Source organism: Novosphingobium marinum (assembly GCF_013408095.1).
Taxonomy (GTDB): domain Bacteria; phylum Pseudomonadota; class Alphaproteobacteria; order Sphingomonadales; family Sphingomonadaceae; genus Novosphingobium; species Novosphingobium marinum.
The window spans coordinates 403,350-428,319 of sequence record NZ_JACBZF010000002.1 but is presented as its reverse complement, the minus strand read 5'-3'; the positions used below and the strand labels follow the sequence as shown (position 1 = coordinate 428,319).

Genomic DNA, 24,970 nt, shown 5'->3' with positions numbered 1-24,970 from the left:
TATCAGCCTTGTTCGCTGCCGTTACAATCCCCCACGCGCTGGGATTCGATCGTCATCGCCATCGACATCGGCATGCCGGCCTGCGCCTCGCCGTCGGCGCTGACCCGGATGTTGTAGCTTTCCTGGCTATAGGTGCCGTTCATGGTCATGTTTTGAACCTGCCCGTTGGCGCTGCAGGTCATCTTCGCGTCGATCTTGCCATCGGCCATCGCAAAGCGTTCGTAATTGCAGTCCGAAGCGTCCTTCTGGAAGAAGTCGGCGTCGGGCTTTGCCGCTTCTTCGGGCGTCAGGCACGTTGCGAATGTCTGGGTGGCGCCCATGTGCTGCTTCATCATCTTCTGCGCTTCGGGCGGCAAACCGGGCATTTCCATCTTCTCTATAGTCATGCGCGATTCCCAGCGGCCCGGGTTCGGCCGCACGTTCGATGCCGCGACCTTGTTCGCCACGGACTCGGCGCTCTCGTTCTTGGCCACCACGGCCTGCTCCTCCTGTCCCTGCCCGCAGGCGGAAAGGACAAGCGTGCCCGCAATGGCAAGAACGGCAAGGCGAAAGGTGCTGGTCATCGAAAGGGCTCCCGGCAATTTGACCGAACAACCCTATCGGCGTGCTGCCCTGCTGCCAATGGTCTTGAAAGGCCAACCGGTTCCGGAAGGCGCCTCAGGCGGCGTCGCGCATCGCACCGCCGTAGCGGGCAAGCAGATGCTCGACGACCGGACCGTAAAGCCGCTCGGCAAACTCGATCCACGCCATATCGAAATCAGCGTCCGATACACGACCGCAGATCCCCTCGATACCTTCCAGTCTTATGACCACGAGGTCGCCAGCGGCAAGGATCATTCCGGGGCACTCGATGCGGCATCGATCCGGCGACAGGGCTGTTACCGTCACGCGCGTCAGAAACCCGGTGCGCGAGCGGCAACGGGCCGGAAGCGCCAGCCCCGCCTTGCCGTCATTGGACTCGTTTGCACCCTCGTGCATCGCCGGTCCTTCCTTCCCACCAGTCCCGGACCGCGGCGATAAACGAGAAATGGTTAGGATCAGATGAAAACCGCCCGCAGGCGAGGCAATGTGTGGTTAACAGCTGCCGATGCGCTTGGCCGAAACCTTGCCGACCATGTGCATCGGGCCCATCTTGCTTCCGGTGATCGTCGTGTCGACATCTGCGTTGTAGGCGGTGGGTGAGCCGCTGCCCGCCATCTTCATTCGCATCGTGCCCTGCCCCTTGACTTTGCAGACGATGGTCGCGCGCATCCTGCCGCCGTTGTAGGACCAGTCCTCGTACTTGCAGTCCTTGGCGTTCTTGCCCCCCATCGCGTCGGGCCCGGGGCGACCGATATCCTCCGGCTTAACGCAGTAAGAAACCGACTGCTGGCGTCCCATCATCTTTTTCATCATACCCGCGACCTGTGGCGGCATGCCGGGCATGTCGATCTTGCTGAAAGTCGTCGTCGACTGCCACTTGCCGGGCTGCATCATCGAAGGCTCTTCGGCTGCGTCGAGTGGCGCGCTCACCATGGCGATCGCCCCGCATGCGATAGCGACCGCTAAGGCGGTCTGTCGGCTCAACTTCATCGATCTTCCCCTGGATTTTCTCGAGCGTGATCTCTGGCATTGTGTCAGGCAGGGCGACTAGCGTCCATGCTGAGGGAGCGAATTGTAGAAATTCGACATCCCTTCCAAAGCCATGCACGTTGCGTCCCCGGCGCAGGGAAACCATATCCGAGACCATGTCCGAACTCGTCATCCGAAGAGGGCTGGAGGAACCCGACACCTCCGGCTCGTTCACGCCGCACAAACCCCAGCGTCCCGACAAGTCGATGGGCGGGATGAGGTTCGAACTCGTTTCGGACTACCAGCCCTCCGGCGACCAGCCGACGGCAATCGGCGAACTGGTCGAAGCCGCCAGGGAAGGCGACCAGACCCAGGTGCTGCTTGGCGTTACCGGATCGGGAAAGACATTCACGATGGCCAAGGTGATCGAGGAGCTGCAGCGCCCCGCCCTCATCCTTGCGCCCAACAAGATCCTTGCGGCGCAGCTCTTCGGGGAGTTCAAGGACTTCTTCCCGAACAACGCAGTCGAATATTTCGTCAGCTATTACGACTATTACCAGCCCGAGGCCTACGTTCCCCGGTCGGATACCTACATCGAGAAGGAATCGTCGATCAACGAGGCGATCGACCGGATGCGCCATTCGGCGACCCGCGCCCTGCTCGAACGCGACGACGTCATCATCGTCGCGTCGGTTTCCTGCCTTTACGGCATTGGATCGGTCGAGACCTATTCGGCCATGATCTTCGACCTCAAGAAGGGCGAGGAGGTCGACCAGCGAGAGATCATACGCAAGCTCGTCTCGCTTCAGTACAAGCGCAACGATCACGCTTTCGCGCGCGGCAACTTCCGCGTTCGCGGCGACAACCTCGAGATATTCCCCTCGCACTACGAGGACATGGCCTGGCGCGTCTCTTTCTTCGGCGACGAGATCGAGGAGATCAGCGAATTCGACCCGCTCACCGGAGCGAAGGGGGCCAGCCTCGACAAGATCAGGATCTACGCCAACTCGCACTACGTGACGCCTGGCCCGACGATGAAACAGGCGACAGAGGCGATCCGGTTCGAACTGACCGAGCGGCTCAAGGAGCTGGAAACAGAGGGACGCCTGCTCGAGGCTCAGCGGCTTGAGCAGCGGACGAACTTCGATCTCGAGATGATCCACGCAACCGGATCGTGCAACGGGATCGAGAACTATTCGCGGTTCCTGACGGGCCGCCTTCCCGGCGAGCCGCCGCCCACGCTTTTCGAATACCTGCCCGACAACGCGGTGCTTTTCGTGGACGAAAGCCATCAGACCGTGCCGCAGGTCGGCGCGATGGCGCGCGGCGACCACCGGCGCAAGCTCACGCTGGCCGAGTACGGGTTCCGACTGCCCAGTTGCATCGACAACCGACCGCTTCGCTTCAACGAATGGGACGCGATGCGCCCGCAGACGGTCTGCGTTTCGGCGACTCCCGGCAACTGGGAAATGGAGCAGACAGGCGGCGTCTTTGCAGAGCAGGTGATCCGCCCTACCGGCCTGATCGATCCGCCGGTCGGCGTTCGGCCCGTAGAGGACCAGGTGCAGGACTGCATCGCCGAGTGCAAGGCGACAGCTGCGAAGGGTTATCGCACGCTCGTCACCACGCTCACCAAGCGCATGGCCGAGGACCTGACCGAGTTCATGCATGAGGCCGGCGTCAAGGTGCGCTACATGCACTCCGACGTCGAGACGCTGGAGCGCATCGAGCTGATCCGCGACTTGCGCATGGGGGTCTACGACGTGCTGGTGGGCATCAACCTTCTGCGCGAGGGGCTGGACATCCCCGAATGCGGGCTTGTCTGCATTCTCGATGCCGACAAGGAAGGCTTCCTGCGCTCCGAAACCTCGCTGATCCAGACGATCGGTCGCGCCGCACGCAACGTCGACGGGCGCGTCATCCTGTACGCGGACCGGATCACCGGCTCCATGGAGCGCGCCATGGCCGAAACCGACCGCCGGCGCGAAAAGCAGGAGGCATACAACGCCGAGCACGGCATCACGCCGAAGACGATCAAGCGCCGCATCGCCGACATCGTCGCCCATACCGCAAGCAGGGATGGCGTCACCGTCGACCTCGAGGACGACGAGCGAAACAATCTCGTCGGCCATAACCTGCGCGCTTACATCGAGGACCTTGAAAAGCGCATGCGCAAGGCCGCCGCAGACCTCGAATTCGAAGAGGCAGGACGCCTGCGCGACGAGATCCGACGGCTCGAAGGCGAGGAACTCGGCCTTCCGGACAGCGAGAAGAAAGCGCCGCGCGTCGGACGTTCCAACGAGGGGAAGCCAGGTACGCGCAAGCTTCGCTACGGCAAGACGCAGAGGAAGTGGCAGCGATAGGCTAGACCCGTTTACCGCATAGCGGTGCGGTTGCGATCGCGACGGTTCCGGTCACGCTGTACGACATCGCGACGCAACTGCCGGGTTTGCTGCTGGCGGCGCTCTACGCGCTGCTGGCGAGCCTGTGCCTGACGACGCTCCGCCCGCTGCTGGCGAGCCTGTACCTGACGGCGCTCCGTTCGCTGCTGGCGAGCCTGCGCCTGACGACGCTCCGCCCGCTGCTGGCGAGCCTGCGCCTGACGACGCTCCGCCCGCTGCTGGCGAGCCTGTACCTGACGACGCTCCGCCCGCTGCTGGCGAGCCTGCACCTGACGACGCTCCGCCCGCTGCTGGCGAGCCTGCACCTGACGACGCTCCGCCCGCTGCTGGCGAGCCTGCGCCTGACGACGCTCCGCTCGCTGCTGGCGAGCCTGCGCCTGACGACGCTCCGCTCGCTGCTGGCGAGCCTGCGCCTGACGACGCTCCGCCCGCTGCTGGCGAGCCTGCGCCTGACGACGCTCCGCCCGCTGCTGGCGAGCCTGCGCCTGACGACGCTCCGCCCGCTGCTGGCGAGTCTGCGCCTGACGACGCTCCGCCCGCTGCTGACGAGCCTGCGCCTGACGACGCTCCGCCCGCTGCTGGCGAGCCTGCACCTGACGGCGTTCAGCCCTTTGCTCGCGAGCCTGGCTCTGGCGGCGTTCGATGCGCTGCTCACGCGACTGCGCAAGACGACGTTCGTCACGCTGTGGGCGAGCCACCGACCGACGCCGGTCGGCGCGATCGGCAAACGCGGCATCGCGGCGTCGTTCTATCCTGCGTTCGCGCGCGGCCTCGCGCCGCTCAGCAGCTTGCCGGACGTCCCGCCGGGCGCTCGAGATACGGTCGTACCGCTGCGAGCGATCGCGGCGGAGGTCGTTCGGTCGCTCTTCGCCCATTCGGCGAAGCTGCGCCCGGGCGATCCTCGCCTCGGCCCGCTGGCGGATGGCGGCGCGCTGGACCTGCGGGCTCTTGCGCGCTTCCTTGTAGAAACGCGGCGCGGACCCGCGATAGTCGTTATCGCGCCAGGTATCAAAGCGATTGGCGGCATAGCGGCGCGCCTGCCGCTCGCGGGACCAGCGTGCGTCGACGAGGCTCTCGTTGCGCCTGTCCCAGTCGCGCCAGCCGGACCTTTCGGCGCGGGCGCGCTTCCACCGACGCTGGTCACGCGAGATGATTTCCCGACGCGAAGCCCAGCGATCGGCCGCCACGCCCCTGCGCGGGTGACGGCGCTGCGTTTCGTAGAGGCTCGATCCGCGGGTATAATAAGCGCGGGCGGCATGGCGCTGTCGCCACGCGCGACGGTCGTCGATCACGCGTCCATGCCTGTCGTAGATCACCGCAAGCCGGTCTCCACGATATCCGTAGCTGTAGTAGGGATCGCTCACGAAGAACGGACGATACTGGTCCGGCGCGTAGTAATAATAGCGATAGCCCCCGTGAATAGGTTCCGCATAGCGGGCGTACCGGTCGCCGGTCGTCCAGACCCACGGCTGGGTGCCGCCGTGGTCGAAATAGTAATCGGGCGGAGAATCGCCCAGGATGCCGCCAAGCGCTGCGGCGAGCGCGATGAACATATAGGCATCGGTGCCGGGGTCGGACGCGTAATAGCTTTCGGGAAGCGGCTCGTAATACGAAGGAGCTTCGGGCGCATAGTCGTAAGCCGGAGCATAGCCGTACGAAGCGGCAGGAACGCTTGTCCGCATCGGATAGGACACGGGCAGCGGCGCCGGTTCGGTGACATATTCCGAATAGAAGCCGGGATCGACCGCGGCGAGTCCATCATCGGGCCACGCCATCGAATCCACGCCGTCGAACAGCGAGAATTGCTCGGTATCGAGCTTTGCCGCATCTTCGTCGCAGGCAGCGACGCCGAATGCTAATGAAAGGGCAGTTCCGATTTTCAGGGCGCTGCGAATGGCGGTCCTCATCGCGCGTCTCCTTTTCCAGCTACAAGGTTTGCAGCCCTTTGGGGGGCCTTCGATGCTGCTTTACTGAACCAGTGAGCCTGAACGGGCGCTCCGCAGGTCGTTCATAAAACCGCTATTAAAGATGAACCGCCCTTGTCGCGGGGTGGATTGATGTCCTATGGCTCTGGAACACACGCCCAAACGCGTCGTTCCTTGGGATAAGGAGGAGCCCCATGAAGCGTCGAATTGCCATTTCCATCACATGCTTGCTCGCCGCCGCGTGCGGCGAAACCGCCACCGAGAGCCCGTCGATGGAAGGCAGCGAAACCGATGTTATCGCCAGCGGAGACGCCATCGACGGGACGTCCCCGATCATGGGCGGCGCAACCACCGAGAGCCCCGAACCGGAGCTTGTCGACGATGGGATCGCGGGTTCCGAAAGCGTCATGCAGGGCGACTGGAACGCGAGAGAAGCCTGGGGCGTGCCGGCAGCGCTGTTCGGCTCCCCTCGCACCGAAGCGAGCCTGGCCGTACGCTGCGAGGGCGAAAATCTCGTCTTCATTCGCAGCGCGCGCGTGGACGAAGGTACGGCAACAATGCATGTCGGTGCCGGCGAAGTGGTGCGCGGGCTTCCCGCCGTCGCCTCGATCGATCCCCTGCCCAGCGTGAGAGCCAAGCTGGCTGTCTCGGACGAACTGGCGGCGACGCTGGCGAACACCGTGCGGCCGATCTCCGTTCGGATCGACGACGGTCCCCAGATGAACGTTCCGGCGAGCGCCACGCTCCGCCGCGTGGTCACCGAATGCCGTCGCGACGTGCAATCAGCGTCCGGCGTCCCTTCCCCGGCAGCCAGCGAAGCGCTCTAAAGCTTGCCGAATTTCGCCTCGTAGCCGGAGGTGTCCCCGCTTGCGAGGAACCGCGCTTGCTCGACCCAGTTGTCGCGCCGGATGCGCCCCTTGAACGCTCCCATGTCGGCATCGATGCGGTCGATGTCCTCGTCGCTCCAGCCCGCAATCTGCGAGTAGCGCGTGATACCCATGCCGTGCAGGTGGGCAACGAGCTTGGGGCCGACGCCCTTCAGCCGCGACAGGTCGTCACCCGCTTCGACCGGGGATTCGGGCGAGGCTGGCGATGCCGGCTCTGGCCCTGGGTCCTGCTCTGCCGCTGATTGCGATTCTGGCGTCGCAGGTGTCGCTTCAGGCACCTGCGCCTTTCGACCCGCCGGTTCGGCATCGACCGCTTCCTCGTGAGCTGCGGCGGATACGACTTCGCCGACCCCGCCCATCGTGGCGGTACCGCTGGGCGGGACGAACGTCGCCGCCGGCGCGCTGTCTATAAGGGCCTGGTTGCGTTTTGCCGGTTCGGCCCCTTCATCGAGCACGTCCGGCCGATGTGTCCGGGGCGGCTCCTTGGTGGCGCGACCGAACAGCCACCATGCGACCAAGAGACCGATGAGCAGGACAACTACGAATGCGAGCCAGTTTGCCTGGATAAGTTCAACCAAGGATCATCCCTTCCGATTCCAGATGAGCCAGCCGATACCGAAACCGGCGGCATATGTGCACAAAAGCATCACTTGCAGTTCGAGCCAGAGCGGCATGGCGACGTTCTCCTAGCCGGGACCGGGCGTGTCGATGGGCGTCGGCATGATGGGGGCGCTTTCGATGACCGAGAATTCGATTCGCCGGTTCGCCGGATCGCGGGGGTCGAGGCCCTCGAGCGGCGTTTGGGAACCGATGCCGGTCGCGCGCAGCCCGTCGGCCGGGATTCCCCGTCCGATCAAAGCCCAGCGCACCGCGTTTGCCCTGGCACGCGAAAGGGCGAGATTGGCGTTCTCGTCGCCGTTGCCGTCGGTATGGCCGGTGATCGCGATGATACTGCCGACGCACGGCATGAGCGATTCTGCCACTTCATTCAGAAGCTGCTCGCTCGCCGGATCGATGTCGGCGCTTGCCTCTGGAAAGCGGATCGACCGAGCTTCCAGGATCGCCTCGACATCTTCCTGGCAATGTACGGCCCCGGCCTCGTCGCCGTTCGGCCCGCCGGACGTGCCGTCGCGCCAGCGCACGCCGCCGACTCCCGGAACCCGCGAGATCGCCCGCGCGGCCTCGGTTCGCGCTTCGCTGTCCAGGCCGGCTCCGCCGCTAAGCTCGGCATGCCGGGTGAGCCAGCCAAGGTAAGTCTCGAAGGCTATATCGATCCCGGCACCGCCTGCGTTATCGCGCGCTTCAATTGCCTCCCGCTCGAGCCCGGCTATGAAGCGCGGGCCAACGAATTCGTTGGCGGCAAAGGCGATTGCGGCGGTAACGCCGACTCCGGCAAGGACGATGGCAGCACGAAAAGGGTTCACTCCGAAGGCGATAGCGCCCGTCGCGCCCTCGCTCAACGCCCCTTGTCGCGGATCAACCGCCTTCGAGGCTGTCGGCCACGCCGACGAGCTGGATGAACTCCTGCCGCCAGAAGTCGTCCTGCCTGCCGGCAAGGGCCGCGATACCCTGCGGGCCGAAGCCCATCAGCATCTCGTCCCCGCGAAGACTCTGTCCGAAGGCCGCGACCGCCGCCGCGAAGGCAAAGTCGCCCTGGGGCCTTCCAGCCTTCAGCAAAGCGCTCGACGGTATCGGCTTTTCGATCAGGCGCGAGGTATCTCCGTCGGGAAGCTTGTAGCGCAACTTCACGTAAGCGAGTTCGCCGGAACCCCGGGCGGCCTCGGGCATCGGATCGTCGTAGCGCCGCGGGGGGATCCAGCCCTTCGTACCGGCAGGCACGATCTCGTAGATCGCGGTCACCTGGTGCCCGGCACCGATGTCGCCGGCATCGACCTTGTCGTTGTCGAAGTCCTCTTCGCGCAATGCCCGGTTCTCGTAGCCGAGCAGGCGGTACTGACTGACGTGCGCGGGATTGAATTCGACCTGTATCTTCACGTCCTTGGCGATGGTGAACAGCGTCGATTCCATCTGCTCGCCCAGCACCTTCCGTGCCTCGAGCGCGCTGTCGATGTAGGCGTAGTTGCCGTTTCCGTGGTCGGCGATCTGCTCCATCATGGCTTCGTTGTAATTGCCGGTGCCGAAACCGAGCGTCGTCAAGGTTATGCCGGCGTCGCGCTCACGCTCGATCATCTCTATGAGGTCGTCGGTGTTCGACAACCCGACATTGAAGTCTCCGTCGGTGGCAATCAGGATACGGTTGACGCCGCCATCGATGAAGCTGTCGCGCGCGATATTATATGCCAGCTTCAGCCCGGCTGCCCCGGCTGTGGAGCCGCCAGCCTGCAACCGTTCGAGCGCATTGCGTATCTTGCCCGCGTCGTTCGTCGGCTCGAGCACCAGCCCGGCCGCGCCCGCATAGACCACGATGGAGACGCGGTCCTGCGGTCCCAGCTCTCCCGCCAGCCCGGACAGCGCGGTCTTCACCAGCGGCAGCTTGTCGGGACTGCTCATCGAGCCGGACACGTCCATCAGGAACACGAGGTTGGCCGGCGGCCGGTTGTCTCGCGCAAGGTCGTAGCCGCGCAGGCCGATGCGCAGCAGCCGGGTATCGGTGTTCCACGGCGTGACCGCGACGTCGGTTGTCACCGTGAACGGAACATCGCGCTTTTCCGGTCGTGCATAGTCGTAGCGGAAGTAGTTCACGAACTCTTCGGTCCGCACCGCTCCGCGCGGCGGCAGGCGGCCCTGCGAGAGGAAGCGGCGGGTATTTGCGTATGCGCCGGTATCTACATCGACCGAGAAGGTCGAAACCGAATTGGCCCGCGTGAGATGGACCGGGCTGACTTCCTCGCCCTCGTAGCGCTCGCGCCCCGGATCGCTCGCGACCATGACCGGGGGCACGTAGTTGCCGGAAGCGACGCGTGTCTGGGCCGCGACCGGCGCAGCCATCGAAGGAGGCGGGGGAGGCGGCGGCGGCGGGGGAGGCGCCATGGGTGACGTGGGAACCGGACCCGCGAGATCGGCGGCGGCCTCCTGCTCGGCCTTCGCAACACTTCCACCGACCCTGGAGCCGGTCAGGACGATCTCGTCGGATGAAGGCTCGCCCTGGGTTGCGGCGCAGCCGGCCAGAAGGATCGTGACGCATCCAAGGGCAATGGCTTTTTCGAAGTGCACGGCAGTTCCTTCCCGTTTTCCGATCAACCTTCGCTTCAAGAGGCCCTTTCGGCCGTGAACGCCGACTGAACGCCCTCTGCGAGCGACAAGCCGTTAGGAACTTGTGCTTTTCCTGAACAGAAGCCGGTCCTCCGGTCCGAACCCCCTGGTCCAGATCACGTAGCCGTAGATCCCGAGAATCGCCGGAACGCCAAGCGCCAGCTCCGCCCACTCGGGCGCGAAGGTCGTGGCGAACCAGCCGATCAGGACGGCAGGTGCCGTCGCCCATACCAGCGCCCAGCGCCAGTTGTTGATGGGTTGCTGCAAGAGCCGGGAAAGCATGCGCGACTTCAACACCGATGCGAAGGCGAGCGCGATGCACAGGGCCGCTGCCGCCGCTGCCGCCCGGTACAGATCGCCGAGGCCGAGGTAAGCGACGAGCTCGATGCCCGCCAGCGTCAGCGCAGCCTGCAGGCTGATCGTCGCGATGGACACCCACAGGTTTCGCAGTCGCGCGATGTAGATAAGCGCGGCTTCGCTGACCACTGCGGTCGCCGCCGCGACTTCCGCGATGAGCAGCAGTGCGAGCGCCCCGGTGCCACCGACGAATTCCGGACCGATGAGCCCCATGACCGCTTCGCCGGTTATGCCGAGGGCAAGCGCAATGCCGGCCTGGGCTGCGGTGATCCAGAAGCCGACCTGGCAGACCTGCCTCGCAATCGCCGCGAAGTTCCGCTCCTTCAGATTGCGCGTGATGACCGGACCGAGGATCGGTTCGAAGCTGGTCTTCAGTTTCTGCGGCAGGCTCGCGACCTGCTGCGCAACGTAATAGACGCCGACCGCCGTCGGCGACGCGAAGAAGCCGAGGATCAGGATGTCAATTCGCCGAGTACCCCACTCGATGGCGTCGGCGGTGGCCAGCGGGAGGCTCCTGAGGGTCATCCGCCCGATCGCATCGGGCCGGGGCTTCCAGTCCCTCGGGAGGCCGTAATCCTTAAGGAACGGCACCAGCGCGGTGAGGGCCGATGCGAAGATCGAGACGATATAGGCGATTGTCAGCCCGTCGCCCGGCGCGATGAAGATCATCAGGCCAGCCATGATCGATAGCGTCCAGGGTTCGACGATGGCCCGCGCGCGCACCGTGGCTGCGATGTTGTAGCGATAGGCAAGGCCCGCCAGCCAGATCTCGGTAAGCGCCAGCGGCGGGATCGCAATGACGATGAGCCTGTCGATCTCGCTATATTCGGCGCCCGGGAAAAGCGGCGCCGGGAAGATGTAGAACAGCAGGGCGGCGGCACACGATGCGATGAGGGCGACGAGCACGCCGTCAGCCACGACGTTGGCGGGATGATCGTCGGAATCCGAAAGGCGCTGGGCGAGGCCGCGCTTCTCGCCAAGCGTGCAAAGCATTGCGGTGAGTTCGATTACCACGAGGGCGGAGGCGAACTTGCCGAGCGCCGCAGGGCCGTACGCATCGGCACGCCCCGCGATGAACAGGAACGGCAGCCGCGCGGCTAGACGCAGGAAGAAGCCGAAGAAATTCGTGCGGCCACCCTTGGCGATGGCGGCGATGTCCTCGCTTCCCTCGCGAGGGACGCTCTCTTTCAACCGTCGCGCTCCTGCTCGGACCGCAAGGGCCGCGACAGCAAGTCGTCTACCACTTTGCGCGCCGGCGCCTCACCCGCCAGCAACCTGCGCACGGCATCGACGATAGGCATGTCGATCCGCGCCTCTTCCGCCAGTTTCGCGAGGACCGGCGCGGTCGCAGCCCCTTCGGCGACGCTGCTCTTGCCGGACAGTGCCTCTTGCGCGCTCTGCCCCTCGCCCAGCGCCTTGCCCAGCGAGAAATTGCGGCTCGACGTCGAAGAGCAGGTCAGCACGAGATCGCCAAGGCCGCACAGGCCCGCCAGGGTCTCCGGTCGGGCCCCGCGTGCAGAGCCGAAGCGCAGCATTTCTGCGTATCCGCGGGCGATCAGGGCGGCGCGGGCATTCTGGCCGAGCCCGAGGCCATCGACCACGCCGCAGGCAATCGCGAGCACATTCTTGACCGCGCCGCCGATCTCCGCTCCCACGATGTCATCGGAGTAATACGGGCGAAATGCAGCCCTTGCGATCTGTCCCGCCAGCCGGTCCCATTGCGCCTCACCGCCGGAGCAGGCAAGCGTCACGGCGGTCGGGAGGCCGTCGGCAACCTCGTGCGCGAACGTCGGTCCCGAAAGGACCGCCAGCCGGGCATCGGGTGCCGCCTGCACCGCCACTTCGGCCATGAGCCGACCGGTACTGGCTTCGATCCCCTTTGCGCAAAGCACTAGATCCCGCCCGCCGCCGTGCGGCAGCTCGGCAAGGACCCCTGAAAGGAACTGCGCCGGGACGACTGCCAGCACCGTCCGGATCGCGGCGAAATCGCCAAGCGACGCGGTTGCAACGATCTTGGCGGAAAGCGCCGCGCTGGGCAGGTACAGCGAATTGGTATGCTGTGCGTTGATCTCCCGCACCAGTTCCGGCTCGCGCGCCCAGATGGTCACGTCGCTGCCGTCGCTGGCGAGGACTTGCGCGAGCGCCGTTCCCCAGGCTCCTGCTCCGATCACGCCGATCGTCATGCCTTCACTCCCGCCCCGCGCGCCGGTGTGGCATCGGGGTCGAGCGGCCAGCGAGGTCGCGCGGCGATGTCGAGCGGGTCCGACTGGCCGAAAGCAAGCCGCTCGATCCCCGCCCACGCGATCATCGCGGCATTATCTGTGCACAGGGGAAGCGGCGGTGCGGTAAACGGCAGGCCGTGTTCGGCGGCGAGCGCCTCGAGACCGGAGCGGACCGACCGGTTGGCCGCCACTCCTCCTGCTAGCACGAGCGCGGTGATGCCACCCGAAACAGCGATCGCGCGCCGGGTGCGGTCGGTCAGGCAATCGATCGCTGCCTGCTGGAACGAAGCGGCGACATCCGCATCGGTGTGCACACCCGCCTCCCTGGCTCGCAGAACTGCGCTCTTGAGGCCGGCGAACGAGAAATGCGGCTCCGCGCTTCCGACCAGCGGTCGCGGCAGATCGACTTTCGACGGGTCGCCCTTGGCAGCCAGCCGCTCGACAGCCGGACCGCCCGGATAGCCCAGACCGAGCAGCTTGGCCGTCTTGTCGTATGCTTCGCCAAGGGCATCGTCGATAGTCGTGGCCAGTCGCCGGTAGCGGCCCACGCCCTCGACAAGCAGGAGCTGGCAATGCCCCCCCGAAACGAGGAGCAGAAGATAGGGGAAATCGAGCGTATTGTCGGCAAGCCGCGGGCTGAGCGCATGGCCTTCGAGATGATTGATGGCGATGAGCGGCTTGTCGCTCGCCATCGCGAGCGCCTTTGCGGTCACGAGGCCGACCATGACGCCGCCGATAAGGCCGGGACCCGCCGTCGCGGCGATGGCGTCGACGTTGGCAAGGACCAGCCCCGCTTCGGCGAGCGTTTCCTCGATCAGCGGCGTGAGCCGTTCGGCATGCGCCCGCGCGGCGATCTCGGGCACGACGCCACCATAGGGGCGGTGCGCCTCGTCCTGGGAAGCGATGCGCTGCGCGAGTATGCGCCGGTTGCCCGCAACGAGCGCGGCCGCAGTCTCGTCGCAAGACGATTCTATCCCGAGAACGATCTCCATCCCGGCCTTTCCCTTAGCCGCATAGGCGAGTAGCACAACCCGCGCATGACTGCCGACCACCCCGACAGGCCGCTTCGCCTCGGCACCCGCCGCTCCCCGCTCGCCATGGCGCAGGCCATGGAAACCCGAACGCGGCTGTGCAAGGCCCATGGCTGGAGCGAGGATGCGGTGGAGATCGTGCCCGTCGTCGCCAGCGGAGACCGCATCCAGGACCGCCCCCTGGCCGAGATCGGCGGAAAGGCGCTCTGGACCAAGGAGCTCGACGCCTGGCTGGCCGAGGGCGAGATCGATTTCGCGGTGCACTCGGCCAAGGACGTGGAGACCCTGCGTCCCGAACAGATCGTCATTGCGGCCGTCCTCGAACGTGAGGATGTGCGCGATGCACTTATCGGTGCGACCAGCATCGCCGCACTTCCTCCCGGCGCGAGGATCGGCACGAGCGCGCCGAGGCGGGCCGCTCAGCTTCTTCACGCCCGGCCCGATTGCACGGTGGTGCCGTTTCGCGGCAACGTCGCCACGCGACTTGCAAAGCTTGCCGCTGGAGAGGCGGATGCGACATTCCTTGCAATGGCCGGTCTCAACCGGCTCGGCGAGACGGGCACGGGTCGCCCGCTCGATCCCGAGGAATGGCTGCCGGCGCCGGGTCAGGCCGCCATCGCCATCGAAAGCCGCGCCGGGGACGAACGGACGCTGACCCTTCTTGCCGCGATCGACCATGCACGCAGCCGCGCCTCGCTCGAAGCCGAGCGCGCGCTGCTCGCCGGGCTGGGCGGAACCTGCCACAGCCCGGTCGCCGCGTTCTCGCACTTCGCTGGCGATACGATCAACCTGCGTGCGGCGCTGTTCAGTCCGGATGGCGCCGAGCGGATCGAAGGTGTTGTGCGGATCGAACCCGGCGACCGCAGCGCACCGCTGCGGCTCGCGGAAGACCTGATGGCGCGCGCGCATCCGGCCATAGCGGAGCATTTCGCCGGCTCGAAACAATGATCCCGCTCGTTGCCATCCGGCCGGAACCGGGGTGCAGCGCGACTGTCGAAGCTGCCCTAAACCTCGGCCTCGAGGCACATGGTTTCCCGATGTTCGAGGTTCGGCCCGTGCCGTGGGACGCCCCCGGAAACGATGCCTTCGATGCGCTTCTCCTCGGAAGCGCGAATGCCTTGCGCCACGGAGGATCGGCGCTGGCTGGTTACTCCGGCATGCCCGCCTACTGCGTTGGCCGGAAGACCGCCGAAGCAGCAGAAGACGCGGGTCTTTCGGTCGCGGATATCGGCTCCGGCGGCCTGCAGGAAGTCTTGGACCGCGTCCAGGTCGCGCACTCCAGGGTGCTGCGGCTCGCCGGACGCAAGCGCACGCCACTATCGATTCCGGATGGCATCCGGATGCAGGAAAAGGTCGTCTACGCCAGCGAGCCGCTACCCATGTCCGGTGAGCTTGCCCGCCTGCTCCGCTCCGAGGCTGTCGTTCTCCTTCATTCCGGTGAGGCGGCGCGCCATTTTGCAGAGACTTGCCCCGACGCCTGCCGTGCGCACGTCCGCCTTGTGGCGATTGGCCCCCGCGTTGCCGAACGTGCAGGAGACGGCTGGCATTCGGTGCGCAGCGCGTGCCAGCCCTCCGAGGATGCATTGCTGGCCTTGGCGGAAGAGTTGTGCAAAGACGAAGGCGGATCGGAAAGAGGCAGACCCAGCAACTGATGCCAGATGATTTCGGAATCGAGCGCGCTGAACGCCGCGACAAGAGCGGACGGGGCGCGCTGCTTGCTGCACTGCTGGCTTTCGTCCTCGGCGCGGCGATTGTCTCCTACTTCGCCTGGACGGGAGATCTGCAGCGTTTCCTGCCATCCCGGTCCAACCCGCCGGCGACTCTCGATGCATCGGTCGTGCAATCCGAACGGCTGCTGGACGAAGACCCGCAGGCACCGGCAAGCGATGCACCCGAGCGACGAACCGAGGCGGAACTGAGCACCGTCGAAGCCCGGCTGGCGATGCTGGAGGACCGGTTCTCGCGGATAAACCTGCAGGCGAATGCCGCCTCGGGCAACGCGGCGCGGGCCGAGGGTCTCCTGATTGCATTCGCAGCGCGGCGCACGATCGACCGCGGTACTCCGCTCCACTACCTGGAAGACCAGTTGCGACTGCGCTTCACCAATGCCCAGCCGCTCGCCGTGGAAACGGTGATTTCATTCGCCAACCAGCCTGTCACGATCGACGAACTGACCGCGAGGCTCGATGCCATTGGCGACCAGATCGCCACCGGTGAGGGAGAGGAAAGCGGATGGTCGCGAGTCCGGCGCGAGCTCGGCGAAATCTTCACCATCCGTCGCGACAGCGCACCGATCGTAACCCCTCAGGACCGTATTGACCGGGCGAAGCTGCTGACCCGCGCCGGTCGGATCGATGCGGCGATCTCGCAAGTTCGCCGCCTGCCCGAAAACGAAGTTACAAGCCGCTGGATCGCAGATGCCCGGCGCTATGCGGCCGCGCAGCGAGCGCTCGACCTTATCGAGACGACCGCCATGCTGGAGCCGAGGCGTCTTCAGGATGCGGAGGGCAACCGGGTCGAACAACCCAGTCCTCTGGCCGAGCCCGCGGAATCCGAAGACGCGCCCGAAGCGGACGACGCTTCGGAAATTGCGACCGCGTCGGCGCAATAGGCGTCAGGCGCGCAGGAGTTGGGGAAGTTCGCCGGACATGCCGCGGGCCTCGTCCATGAAGAAGCGTTTGAGCACCGGCACCCGCTGGACAGCGCCCATCCCGAGCCGCCGCACTGCGCTCGGCAATGCGCCGGGTACACCGAAAAGGCGATTGATCCCGTCGGTCACCGACATCACCATGAAGGTATCGAGGCTGCGCCATTTCTCATAGCGCTTGAGGAGTTGCGCGTCCCCCGGCTCGAGGCCGAGGCGCATGCCTTCGGAAAGCGTCTCGACCAGGGCCCCTACATCGCGCAAGCCCAGGTTGAGCCCCTGCCCGGCGATCGGGTGCATGCCGTGGGCTGCGTCCCCGATGAGAACGAGCCGGTCCTCGACCAGATGGCGCGAATGATGAAAAGACAGCGGATAGGCCATCCGCGGCGCTGCGAGCTCGAGCTTCCCGAACATCGCGCCCATGCGCCTTTCCGCCTCGGCCACGAACGCCCTTTCCGACATCGCCGTCATCGCCTTCGCGTCTGTGCGCGCGACTGTCCACACGAGGGCGCTGCGATGCCTGCCTCCCTCGTCCAGCAGCGGGAGGAGGGCGAAGGGACCTTCGGGATAGAAAATTTCCCAGGCAACGCCGCCGTGCGACCGCTCGTGATGCAGCGCGGTCACGATCGCGGAGTGACTGTAGTCCCACCGGGCAAGCGAGAAACCGGCTTCCTCGCGCGTCGGAGACATCCTGCCCTCGGCCGCGACCAGCAGGCTTCCTTCGAGTACCTGACCGTCGCCGAGCCTGACCGTGACACCAAGGGCATTGCGGTCGCGAGCAGCGACTTCGGCACCGGTATGCCAGGTGAGCAGCGGCTCGGCCCTGGCAGCCTCGAACAGGGCAAGCCGCAGGTCGCGGTTGGCGAACATGCGCCCCAGCGTGCCCTCGTGGGGCTCTGGCTTGAAGTCGATGCGTCCCGGTTTCAACCCGTCGGTGACCGCGATGGAGTCGATGGCGCAACCCAGATGATCGATGCGATCGGCAAGGCCGATGTTGTTGAAGAGGTTCCAGCTCGCCGTGGAAATCGCCGAGGCCCGTCCGTCCGCGCCGGCTGCGGTCAGCTCCTCGGGTTTCGCCCGGTCGACCACGTGGCTGGATATGCCCGCTTTCGCCGCCGCGAGGGCAAGCGCCATTCCGACCATTCCGCCGCCCAGGATCACGAGGTCGCGGCGCATCTGCTCTGTGGGCACGATATCGGTCGAGGAACTGTCGATCATTGCCCGCATATATTGGCGCGGCTGCCGTCGATGTCGAGGCACCGTCCATCGAAAGCCGTTTCGGGAACCTCGAGGCCGATGACGGCGGCGAGCGTAGGAGCGATGTCTATCGTTTCCACGGGGGCGGGCTGTTCGAGCCCCGGAAGCCCCTTGCGCCAGAAAAGGATCGGAACGCGCCGGTCGTAATCACACGGGCTCCCGTGCGTCGCGACATAGCCGGGACTTGCACGTCCGGGACCGACTGCACGTTCGAGCAGGACGACGACATCGCCCGAACGCTCCGGATCGAAAGACGCGCGTGCCCGATCGACGAGCGTCCAGTCCTGCGGCGAGCCGGACGGCAGCGGCGCCGCCTCAAGCTCGCTGGCACCGAAAACCGCAGCGACCTGCGGATGCCCGGATAGCAATTCGATCAGGGAGCGGACGACGCGCGCCTTCTCGCGCGGCTTCACCTCGGCGGAAACGTAGATGTCGCCTTGCACTCCGCCCAGCAGGAGCGGCCCGCCGGCCACCGCGATCCCGGTCCGTGCGGTAACGGCGGCGGCGAGAGCGTCGGTGTCGAGTTCGGCTCCTTCCCGCGCGGCGCCAGGCAGTGCCTGCCGGTCGAGCCGCTCTACCGCGTCGAGACCGCCGTGGTCCGCCGTGAGAACCGCTACGTAGTCTATCCCGCGTGCGTCGAGCGCCGCCATGAGCGATCCGATCGTGCGGTCGAGCGCGGCGAGCTGAATGCACATCTCGGCGCCCTGATGGCCGTATGAATGTCCGATGTAGTCGGTCGCCGAAAACGACACCGAAAGCACGTCGGTCACATTGTCGCGACCGAGCCGGAGTTCGTCGACCAGTGAAAGCGCGACGTTGGCTGTCGCCTCGTCCGCGCGCGGCGATACGCGCCAGGCGTTGGAATCGCCGGCAGGAAGCGCGAAGCGGCCTTTCCCTATGGTGAATCCACCCACCGGAACGTCACCGGCCCGCGCCGCGCACCACGCCGGCAATTCCATTGCGGCCTCGCCCCGCGCGACGACGCCGGCAATGTCGCGATTGACGGCGGAAACCCCGGCAGAGGGCGTCCGGGCCGGAAAGGTGGAGAAACCTTCGCGCGTCAACCAGTAGGCGGCGTCGGTATTCCTGCCGCCCATCATCATGGCCGCCCGGTCCTTGGCCGAAACCGCGACATTGAGGCTGCGCGGGTCGGCGCGCTTCATCCAGCCGCCCAGCGTCGGAACCCTGAGGTGCTCGGCGGAGACGACCGGCTGGCGAGAGCTGCTCGCCGGATCGCGTGCATCCTCGGCGCAGTAGATGCGCTTGTCATCGCGGTCGATGTCCGGGTCGAACCATGCGTTCGCGATTATGCCGTTACGCGCCGGATGCGTTCCGGTGAGTATCGTGGCATGGCCGGGGCAGGTCTCGGTCGCGGCGTGCGACTGGTATCCAGACGGAAACACCGCGCCCTGCTGCAACCGGGCCAGACCCTCGGTAAAATGTCGCCGGTACTGGGCGAAGAGATCGGCGGACAGCTGGTCCACGGCGATGGCAAGCACCAGCTGCGGCGGACCGGAGGGTGCGCTCGCCTCTGCGGGGGCGGTCGCTTGGGGATCGTCCTGCGCGATGCAGGGGGTGGCGACAAGCGTGACCGCAGCTGCAATGGACACGAAGGGCAGGCGCATGGGAGTTCCTTGAAATACCGTCGCAAAGGCGTCAGATCGCAAATGGTCGGGCAACGCACCAAGCGCAAGTCCCGGCAAAGCCTCGATACGGGAGTACGATCGAACCGATGCGCTGCTATCGCCTGCTTGTTGCGGTGCTGTTGCAGTGCCTTGCCTGCGTGCTGCTGCCGGGCTCTTCGGTCGCGCAGAACGTCGCGGGCAAGACCAACATTGCTACCGATCTCGTCGCCGAAGGACCGGCAATGCCCGGCGAGACGATTACCCTGGCAATCAGGATGCGGCCCGATCCCGGCTGGCACGGCTACTGGTCCAACCCCGGCGACGCTGGCCTGGGCATGTCGCTCGACTGGACCCTGCCAGAAGGAGCCTCGGCAGGCGAACCCGATTATCCGGTACCGGACACGCTGCTCATCTCCGGGCTGATGAACCATGTCTTCGAGCATGACTACGCGGTACTCGTGCCCCTGACGTTGCCAGCGAATGCGAAGCCGGGCGAGGCGCTGCCGATATCGGTGCAAGCCGACTGGCTGGCATGCACAGACGAGATCTGCGTGCCCGAACAGGGCCGCCTCGCAACCACAGTAAAAGTGGGACGGGCTGAGGCACCGGACCCGCGTTTCGACCGCTGGCGCGCAGCCCTGCCCGCTCCGCTCGACGCCGTGGCAAACTTCGAAATCGAAGGCGATACGGTCAGGTTGGGCATCCCGCTGCCCCGCACCCTTTCGCTTAAGAACCCCCATTTCTTCGCGGCCACCGACAAGGCGATCGACTACGGCGCGGGCCAGTCGTTCGCGCGGGCCGGCGATATGCTGGTCATCACTCTTGCAAGGCCGGAGATCGCACCCGCCGCAATCGAGACCCTCGGCGGCGTCCTGCGGCTCAACGAAGCGGGCGACGGGCTTTCGCTGGTTGCCGTCCCCGGGCCCGTTCCGCAAGGCGGCGAACCGCTGGCAGGTGGCGAAGACACCGCTCTTCCCGGGCTGCCGATCCTGTTGCTCGCGGCGCTTGCCGGGGGTTTGCTCCTCAACGTCATGCCTTGCGTGTTTCCGATACTCAGCCTCAAGGCCATGAGCCTGGCGCGCGCCGGCGAGAGCGACAGCCAGGCGCGGTCAGAAGGCCTCGCCTACACCGCTGGCGTCCTTCTTGCCTGCCTCGGCCTCGGCGGCCTGCTGCTCGCCTTGCGGGCCGCTGGGCAGGAGGTCGGCTGGGCATTCCAGTTGCAGGAACCTGGCGTCGTGGCGGCGCTGCTCCTGCTTGCTACCGCGCTTACCGCCAATTTCCTCGGCGTGTTCGAATTCTCCGCGCCCGGTTTTGCGAGCGAGGGCAGTCCTCGCGGCGCATTCGCGACCGGCCTGCTCGCGGCTTTCGTAGCGACGCCGTGCACCGGCCCCTTCATGGCCGCCGCGATGGGCGCAGCGCTACTCATGCCGGTCCTGCCCGCGATGGCGCTGTTCGGTGTGCTCGGCCTCGGCATAGCGCTGCCGTTCCTTGCCATTGCCTTTGTCCCTGCCATGCGTCGGCGACTGCCCAGGCCCGGTCCCTGGATGGTAAAGTTCCGTCGCTGGATGGCGGTGCCGATGGGCCTTACAGCGTTAGCCCTGCTCTGGCTGGCGTGGCGGATCGCGGGAAGCGAGTTCGCCCTGGCGTGCAGCGCCCTTGCGGCGGTGCTGGTGATAGTGCTCGCGCTGTCCGGCCGGCGACAGCGCGCGGGGCTGCCGGCGGTGGGCATGGCGGGATTCGGCGTGATCGCGGTCGGTTTGGCCGGCTTCGCGCTTCTCCCGCGCCTTGAGGGCACGGGGTCCACCGCGGCCCCGGGCATCATCGCGACCAAGCCTTTCAGCCAGGCGGCACTGGCGCAGGCAAGGGCAAGCGGCAAGCCCGTTTTCGCGTGGTTCACCGCCGACTGGTGCCTGACGTGCAAGGTGAACGAGCAGGTCGCCATCGAGCGCGAGGCGACCCGCGAGGCATTCGAGCGCGCCGGCGTCGTCGTCTTGCGGGGTGACTGGACACGCCGCGACCCTGCCATAACGCGCTACCTTACCGAGCATGGCGCAGCCGGGGTCCCGCTGTACGTCTGGTATCCGCCAAACGGTGGCAAACCGCAAAAGCTGGCTCAGGTTCTGACGCCCGGAACGCTGCCGGATCTCGTCAGATAATCTCTGCCACGCCGCCGAGTTTTTCGCGCAGCTTGCCGAGCGCCTGCGCCTTGATCTGATGCACGCGCGGGATGCTGACGCCCAGCACTTCGGCGATTTCCGACAGGTTGAGTTCCTCGACGAAATAGAGCTGGACGACCATCTGCAAACGTTCGGGCAAAGCCGCGATCGCCACGGCAAGGTGCCCGCGCATCTCCTCGTCCTGCAGCAGGGAGAGGCTGTCTGGCGTCTCGTCGGCGAAGGCCATGTTCGCGTCGGAATAGACTTCGTCGATCGGTTCGAGGCGAACCGGCTCGCTCGAGGCGCGCAGACTGGCGAGATCCTCGACCGAGATGCCGAGCGCCTCTGCGGTCTCCGGGGCATCGGGCTCGCGCCCAAGGCGTCCACGCAATTCGCTTTCCTTCGCGGCAAGCATCCTGCGGCGTTCCGCACCGCCCCTCGAAATCGTCACGGTACGGCGGATCATGTCGACCATCGCCCCGCGAACCCGCATCTTGGCATAGGCGGCGAAACCGTCCTCGCCCGGCCCTTCGTGGCGTTGCGCGCATTCGGTCAGCGCAACCAGGCCCGACTGCATCAGGTCTTCGAGCTCGATACCGGGCCGACCGCTGCCGTGGACGTGCCATGCCAGGCGGCGTACCATCGGCAGGAAGCGCCGGACCCGGTCCGCGACGTCGCCGCAATAGGCGTCGGCCACCAGCGGGCGGGAGGAGGCGAAGGCGGAATGATCCTGTTTCATGCGGCCATGCTTTCGGTAGTTGAGATGTCGTGGGAGGCTGGCGTCTCTGGCGCAGGCAGACCGGTCCCGGCTTGCGGCTGCGCCCCGATCACGTCGACCACCTCGATCGGTTGCGAGGGCGGGAGTTCGGAAATCGAGAGCACCAGCGCCGATGGCGCGCGCATCCTGAGGAGCGCGGCCAGCGAGCGGCGTGCGCGGGGCTGGACGACGAGTGCAAGCGGCGTCGATCCCGTCCCGCGCGCGGCGACGAGATCCGCCAAGCGCTCTCCGATCATGCGTGCGAGGTCCGGTTCGATCACCGGCTGTCCGGAAACGGGGTCCGACAGGCCCTGGACGATCGCAGCTTCCAGCCCTGCATCGAGCGTCACCACCGGAAGCCGGTCGCGCACGGAACAGACGCGACCGACGATAAGACCGCCCAGATCGGCACGGACGAGATCGACGAGCCGCTCGTGCTCCTGCGATTGCTGCACCGCGCGCGAAAGGCTGGAAAGGATGGGGAGCGGATGGCCGATCGGAATGCCATCCTCGAGCAAAGCCCGCAGCAGGCGCGTCAGTGCGGCAAGCGACAGGGGTTGCGGCGTGACCGTCTCGACGAGCCCGGACGAATGCTCCCTGACCGCATCGAGCAGCGCCCGGACCTCGTCGGGACCAAGCAGGTCCTGCGGCCTGTCAGAAAGCAATTGGTTGAGGTGGGTTGCGATGACGGTGCCGGCATCGACGGTCAGGAAGCCGAGCGCGATGGCATGGTCGCGACTTGCAGGATCGATCCACCATGCCGGACATCCGAAGCTGGGATCGCGCGTTTCCTCGCCGGGCACCACGCCGCCGGCGCGAACCTCTCCAGCGTCTATCGCGAGTATCCGGTCCGCCCTGATAGTCGCTCCCCCGACCGGCACGCCGCCGACCAGGATGCGGTAATCGTTCGGCGCGAGATCGAGCGAATCGCGGACGCGAAACTGCGGCACGACGAAGCCGAAAGCCTGGCTGAGCTGCTTGCGCACCCCGGTAATCCGGGACACCAGCGGCGATCCCTTGCGGTCGTCGACGAGGCCGACCAGCCCGTAGCCCAGTTCGATCGTCACCAGCGTGTGGTCCGAAACGTCGGCGAGCGAAATCCTTGCAGGATCGGGTGCAACCTCCTCGCTCTCTTCCATCGGAGCGGGCAGGGCTGTGCGCTTGCGCAACGCGTGCCAGAGCCAGCCGGCCAGCGCCGCTGCGGGCAGGAAGACCGATTGCGGCATTGCCGGTATGCAGCCGATCGCGCCGAGCACGACCGCGACAGGGAGCCAGGACCGCGCATCGGCGAACTGGCCTCCGATCTGACCGGCAAGGTCCTTGCCCTCCCCGACACGCTCGTCGGAAACGCGCGTCACGATCACGGCGGCGGCGATCGACAGCAGAAGCGATGGCACCTGCGCCACCAGGGCGTCGCCGATGGCAAGGGTGACGTAGCCCTGCGCCGCCTCTCCCGCCGACATGCCGTGGCTGGTCATGCCGAGGATGAAACCCGCGACGATGTTGACGCCGAGGATCAGCAGCGCTGCGATCGCGTCGCCCTTCACGAACTTGGACGCACCGTCCATCGACCCGTAGAAATCGGCCTCGGTGGCGACCTCGCGGCGGCGAGCCTTCGCTTCCTCGGCGGTGAGCAGCCCAGCCGCCAGGTCGGCGTCGATGGCCATCTGCTTGCCCGGCAAGGCATCGAGGGTGAAGCGGGCGGAGACTTCCGAGACGCGCCCGGCGCCCTTGGTCACGACCACGAGGTTGATGATGATCAGGATCAGGAAGACGAACAGGCCGACCGCGAAATTGCCGCCGATCAGGAACGCGCCGAAGGCCTCGATCACCTTGCCGGCAGCCGCTCCGCCCTCGTGCCCGTCGACCAGCACGACCCGCGTCGAAGCGACGTTGAGGGCCAGCCGCAGGAGCGTTGCGAACAGGAGGACCGAGGGGAACGAGGAAAAGTCCAGCGGCTTCTGCGCGTTCATGGCCGCCATCAGGATCGCCACCGAAAGCGCGATGTTGAGAACGAACGAGACGTCGAGCAGCAACGCGGGCACCGGCACGATCATCAGCACGATGAGCGCGAGTATCCCTGCAGGAAGTGCAAGCGCACCGGGCGACGGCAAGCGGGCAAACACGCTCACAGCCCGAACCTCGCCAGCCTGGCATAGGCTGCGCGTACCGAGGCCGGGGCCGCGCCGTTGCCGCCGGGATCACCGAAGGCCCCGGCAAGCGTCTGCGCCATCGACCGTCGGGAAACCGCCGGAGCTTCGGCACGAGCGGCGTGAAACTCGCGAGCTACAGGTCCGGTCGCGACATGTGATCGTGCCGGCCCGTCCGCAGCCCGAAATCCAAATGCCTCGAAGCGCTCCTCGCCGCCGTGTTCCATCGCGCCCGATACCTTGGCGCGCATCAGGTCCATCATCGCGGCGACCGAGCGGGCTTCACCGGCCTTGTCGAAGAAGATGCTGCGATTGGCCGCAGCCGCCCTGGGCAGCAGCGAGGCGGCACTGCGCTGCGGGTCGACCGCCAGTACCGAGAGGAACTTGCCCGCCCCGCCGGCGCCGAGAAAATGCGCGAGGTACAGTTCGGCGGCATCGGGCTCGCGCCCGAGAACGCCGGTCAGGGATGCGCGATTGTCGTTTGCGAGCTCCGCTGCCATCAGCGCGGAAGCATCCGGATCGTTGCGCAGCGCCATGACCTGCGCCCGGATCGCGCGATCGGCGATGCGCCCTCCCGCTATAGCTTGGTCCGCCCAGCCAAGGCCGTGGCGGCTGCCGTGCCTGTCGAGCGTTTCGAGCCACGTACCGTTGGTGAACTGGTAGAGCCCGGTCGCGCTCGAAGTCGGCGCGCGGGCCTCCGGGTCAAGCCCGGATTCGAGCTTCGCCTGCGCAAGGAGGTAGTCGAAATCGACCCCCGTCGCCTGCGAGGCGCGCGCGATCGATGCGCGCACGC

Annotated in this window: 20 protein-coding genes and 1 pseudogene; 6 read left to right on the top strand and 15 right to left on the bottom strand. The window is 66.3% G+C overall.

Features of this window, described 5'->3' with window-relative positions:
* Nucleotides 1–2 precede the first annotated feature (2 nt).
* The 3 genes from FHS75_RS06755 to FHS75_RS06745 all read right to left on the bottom strand — a co-directional run bounded on the left by FHS75_RS06755 (nucleotide 3) and on the right by FHS75_RS06745 (nucleotide 1,572).
* Entirely contained in the window at nucleotides 3–563 is a 561-nt protein-coding gene (locus tag FHS75_RS06755; RefSeq protein WP_179406933.1) for a DUF3617 domain-containing protein, read from the bottom strand.
* A gap of 94 nt (nucleotides 564–657) precedes the next feature.
* Nucleotides 658–978, bottom strand: coding sequence for a PilZ domain-containing protein (locus FHS75_RS06750; RefSeq protein ID WP_179406932.1), 321 nt, complete (start codon nucleotides 976–978; stop codon nucleotides 658–660).
* A gap of 96 nt (nucleotides 979–1,074) precedes the next feature.
* The gene (locus FHS75_RS06745; protein WP_179406931.1) at nucleotides 1,075–1,572 is read right to left on the bottom strand and encodes a DUF3617 domain-containing protein; all 498 of its coding nucleotides are present in this window, start codon (nucleotides 1,570–1,572) and stop codon (nucleotides 1,075–1,077) included.
* Nucleotides 1,573–1,727: 155 nt separating this feature from the next.
* On the opposite strand from FHS75_RS06745, the pseudogene uvrB reads away from it, so the two are divergent.
* A pseudogene (gene uvrB, locus FHS75_RS06740) lies at nucleotides 1,728–3,782 on the top strand (excinuclease ABC subunit UvrB); the annotation flags it as partial.
* Nucleotides 3,783–3,925: 143 nt separating this feature from the next.
* Here the strand turns inward: uvrB and FHS75_RS06735 are convergent.
* Nucleotides 3,926–5,860 (bottom strand): hypothetical protein, encoded by a 1,935-nt coding sequence (locus tag FHS75_RS06735; RefSeq protein ID WP_179406929.1) that lies wholly within the window; start codon nucleotides 5,858–5,860, stop codon nucleotides 3,926–3,928.
* 212 nt (nucleotides 5,861–6,072) lie between these two features.
* Between FHS75_RS06735 and FHS75_RS06730 the strand changes: the two genes are divergently transcribed.
* Entirely contained in the window at nucleotides 6,073–6,705 is a 633-nt protein-coding gene (locus tag FHS75_RS06730) for a hypothetical protein (RefSeq protein ID WP_179406928.1), read from the top strand.
* Here FHS75_RS06730 and FHS75_RS06725 read toward each other — a convergent pair.
* The 6 genes from FHS75_RS06725 to tsaD all read right to left on the bottom strand — a co-directional run bounded on the left by FHS75_RS06725 (nucleotide 6,702) and on the right by tsaD (nucleotide 13,549).
* Nucleotides 6,702–7,343, bottom strand: coding sequence for a hypothetical protein (locus tag FHS75_RS06725; RefSeq protein ID WP_179406927.1), 642 nt, complete (start codon nucleotides 7,341–7,343; stop codon nucleotides 6,702–6,704). The two genes, FHS75_RS06730 and FHS75_RS06725, sit on opposite strands and share 4 nt — an antisense overlap.
* 108 nt (nucleotides 7,344–7,451) lie before the next feature.
* Entirely contained in the window at nucleotides 7,452–8,225 is a 774-nt protein-coding gene (locus FHS75_RS06720; protein WP_218845154.1) for an OmpA family protein, read from the bottom strand.
* 16 nt (nucleotides 8,226–8,241) lie between these two features.
* Entirely contained in the window at nucleotides 8,242–9,939 is a 1,698-nt protein-coding gene (locus FHS75_RS06715) for a vWA domain-containing protein (protein ID WP_308420111.1), read from the bottom strand.
* Nucleotides 9,940–10,032: 93 nt separating this feature from the next.
* Nucleotides 10,033–11,526, bottom strand: coding sequence for a lipopolysaccharide biosynthesis protein (locus FHS75_RS06710; RefSeq protein ID WP_218845153.1), 1,494 nt, complete (start codon nucleotides 11,524–11,526; stop codon nucleotides 10,033–10,035).
* A complete protein-coding gene (locus FHS75_RS06705; RefSeq protein ID WP_179406926.1) occupies nucleotides 11,523–12,518 on the bottom strand; it encodes an NAD(P)H-dependent glycerol-3-phosphate dehydrogenase in 996 nt (331 codons plus the stop codon). Before FHS75_RS06705 ends, FHS75_RS06710 begins: the two co-directional genes overlap by 4 nt.
* Nucleotides 12,515–13,549, bottom strand: coding sequence for a tRNA (adenosine(37)-N6)-threonylcarbamoyltransferase complex transferase subunit TsaD (tsaD, locus tag FHS75_RS06700; protein WP_179406925.1), 1,035 nt, complete (start codon nucleotides 13,547–13,549; stop codon nucleotides 12,515–12,517). Before tsaD ends, FHS75_RS06705 begins: the two co-directional genes overlap by 4 nt.
* Nucleotides 13,550–13,594: 45 nt before the next feature.
* Between tsaD and hemC the strand changes: the two genes are divergently transcribed.
* The 3 genes from hemC to FHS75_RS06685 are packed head-to-tail and all read left to right on the top strand — an operon-like array spanning nucleotide 13,595 to nucleotide 16,199.
* A complete protein-coding gene (gene hemC / locus FHS75_RS06695; RefSeq protein ID WP_179406924.1) occupies nucleotides 13,595–14,536 on the top strand; it encodes a hydroxymethylbilane synthase in 942 nt (313 codons plus the stop codon).
* Nucleotides 14,533–15,240, top strand: a complete 708-nt coding sequence (locus FHS75_RS06690) for a uroporphyrinogen-III synthase (protein WP_179406923.1) — start codon at nucleotides 14,533–14,535, stop codon at nucleotides 15,238–15,240. The genes hemC and FHS75_RS06690 overlap by 4 nt, the downstream gene beginning before the upstream one ends.
* Nucleotides 15,240–16,199 carry a hypothetical protein gene (locus FHS75_RS06685; protein WP_179406922.1) on the top strand — a complete coding sequence of 320 codons (960 nt, stop codon included), beginning with the start codon at nucleotides 15,240–15,242 and terminating at the stop codon, nucleotides 16,197–16,199. The genes FHS75_RS06690 and FHS75_RS06685 overlap by 1 nt, the downstream gene beginning before the upstream one ends.
* A 3-nt stretch (nucleotides 16,200–16,202) precedes the next feature.
* Here FHS75_RS06685 and FHS75_RS06680 read toward each other — a convergent pair whose 3' ends face one another.
* Both FHS75_RS06680 and FHS75_RS06675 read right to left on the bottom strand, forming a co-directional pair.
* Nucleotides 16,203–17,450 carry a UbiH/UbiF/VisC/COQ6 family ubiquinone biosynthesis hydroxylase gene (locus tag FHS75_RS06680; RefSeq protein WP_179406921.1) on the bottom strand — a complete coding sequence of 416 codons (1,248 nt, stop codon included), beginning with the start codon at nucleotides 17,448–17,450 and terminating at the stop codon, nucleotides 16,203–16,205.
* Nucleotides 17,447–19,114: an alkaline phosphatase family protein gene (locus tag FHS75_RS06675; protein ID WP_179406920.1), complete on the bottom strand. Its 1,668-nt coding sequence runs from the start codon at nucleotides 19,112–19,114 to the stop codon at nucleotides 17,447–17,449. Before FHS75_RS06675 ends, FHS75_RS06680 begins: the two co-directional genes overlap by 4 nt.
* A gap of 107 nt (nucleotides 19,115–19,221) precedes the next feature.
* On the opposite strand from FHS75_RS06675, the gene FHS75_RS06670 reads away from it, so the two are divergent.
* Complete coding sequence (locus FHS75_RS06670; RefSeq protein WP_179406919.1) at nucleotides 19,222–21,270, top strand: protein-disulfide reductase DsbD family protein; 2,049 nt, start codon at nucleotides 19,222–19,224, stop codon at nucleotides 21,268–21,270.
* On the opposite strand, the gene FHS75_RS06665 is transcribed toward FHS75_RS06670, so the two are convergent.
* Genes FHS75_RS06665 through FHS75_RS06655 form a run of 3 tightly spaced genes read right to left on the bottom strand, consistent with a single transcriptional unit; the run spans nucleotide 21,263 to nucleotide 24,968 of the window.
* Nucleotides 21,263–22,009, bottom strand: a complete 747-nt coding sequence (locus FHS75_RS06665) for a sigma-70 family RNA polymerase sigma factor (RefSeq protein WP_179406918.1) — start codon at nucleotides 22,007–22,009, stop codon at nucleotides 21,263–21,265. The two genes, FHS75_RS06670 and FHS75_RS06665, sit on opposite strands and share 8 nt — an antisense overlap.
* Nucleotides 22,006–24,159 carry a flagellar biosynthesis protein FlhA gene (locus FHS75_RS06660; protein WP_179406917.1) on the bottom strand — a complete coding sequence of 718 codons (2,154 nt, stop codon included), beginning with the start codon at nucleotides 24,157–24,159 and terminating at the stop codon, nucleotides 22,006–22,008. Before FHS75_RS06660 ends, FHS75_RS06665 begins: the two co-directional genes overlap by 4 nt.
* Nucleotides 24,156–24,968 carry a lytic transglycosylase domain-containing protein gene (locus FHS75_RS06655; RefSeq protein ID WP_179407407.1) on the bottom strand — a complete coding sequence of 271 codons (813 nt, stop codon included), beginning with the start codon at nucleotides 24,966–24,968 and terminating at the stop codon, nucleotides 24,156–24,158. The genes FHS75_RS06660 and FHS75_RS06655 overlap by 4 nt, the downstream gene beginning before the upstream one ends.
* Nucleotides 24,969–24,970 lie beyond the last annotated feature (2 nt).

What these genes read in the sequence shown, in the direction of transcription:
- FHS75_RS06755 (WP_179406933.1), bottom strand. Translation starts at nt 563, where the DNA reads ATGACCAGCACCTTTCGCCTTGCCGTTCTTGCCATTGCGGGCACGCTT.
- FHS75_RS06750 (WP_179406932.1), bottom strand. Translation starts at nt 978, where the DNA reads ATGCACGAGGGTGCAAACGAGTCCAATGACGGCAAGGCGGGGCTGGCG.
- FHS75_RS06745 (WP_179406931.1), bottom strand. Translation starts at nt 1,572, where the DNA reads ATGAAGTTGAGCCGACAGACCGCCTTAGCGGTCGCTATCGCATGCGGG.
- FHS75_RS06735 (WP_179406929.1), bottom strand. Translation starts at nt 5,860, where the DNA reads ATGAGGACCGCCATTCGCAGCGCCCTGAAAATCGGAACTGCCCTTTCA.
- FHS75_RS06730 (WP_179406928.1), top strand. Translation starts at nt 6,073, where the DNA reads ATGAAGCGTCGAATTGCCATTTCCATCACATGCTTGCTCGCCGCCGCG.
- FHS75_RS06705 (WP_179406926.1), bottom strand. Translation starts at nt 12,518, where the DNA reads ATGACGATCGGCGTGATCGGAGCAGGAGCCTGGGGAACGGCGCTCGCG.
- tsaD (WP_179406925.1), bottom strand. Translation starts at nt 13,549, where the DNA reads ATGGAGATCGTTCTCGGGATAGAATCGTCTTGCGACGAGACTGCGGCC.
- hemC (WP_179406924.1), top strand. Translation starts at nt 13,595, where the DNA reads ATGACTGCCGACCACCCCGACAGGCCGCTTCGCCTCGGCACCCGCCGC.
- FHS75_RS06690 (WP_179406923.1), top strand. Translation starts at nt 14,533, where the DNA reads ATGATCCCGCTCGTTGCCATCCGGCCGGAACCGGGGTGCAGCGCGACT.
- FHS75_RS06685 (WP_179406922.1), top strand. Translation starts at nt 15,240, where the DNA reads ATGCCAGATGATTTCGGAATCGAGCGCGCTGAACGCCGCGACAAGAGC.
- FHS75_RS06680 (WP_179406921.1), bottom strand. Translation starts at nt 17,450, where the DNA reads ATGATCGACAGTTCCTCGACCGATATCGTGCCCACAGAGCAGATGCGC.
- FHS75_RS06675 (WP_179406920.1), bottom strand. Translation starts at nt 19,114, where the DNA reads ATGCGCCTGCCCTTCGTGTCCATTGCAGCTGCGGTCACGCTTGTCGCC.
- FHS75_RS06670 (WP_179406919.1), top strand. Translation starts at nt 19,222, where the DNA reads ATGCGCTGCTATCGCCTGCTTGTTGCGGTGCTGTTGCAGTGCCTTGCC.
- FHS75_RS06665 (WP_179406918.1), bottom strand. Translation starts at nt 22,009, where the DNA reads ATGAAACAGGATCATTCCGCCTTCGCCTCCTCCCGCCCGCTGGTGGCC.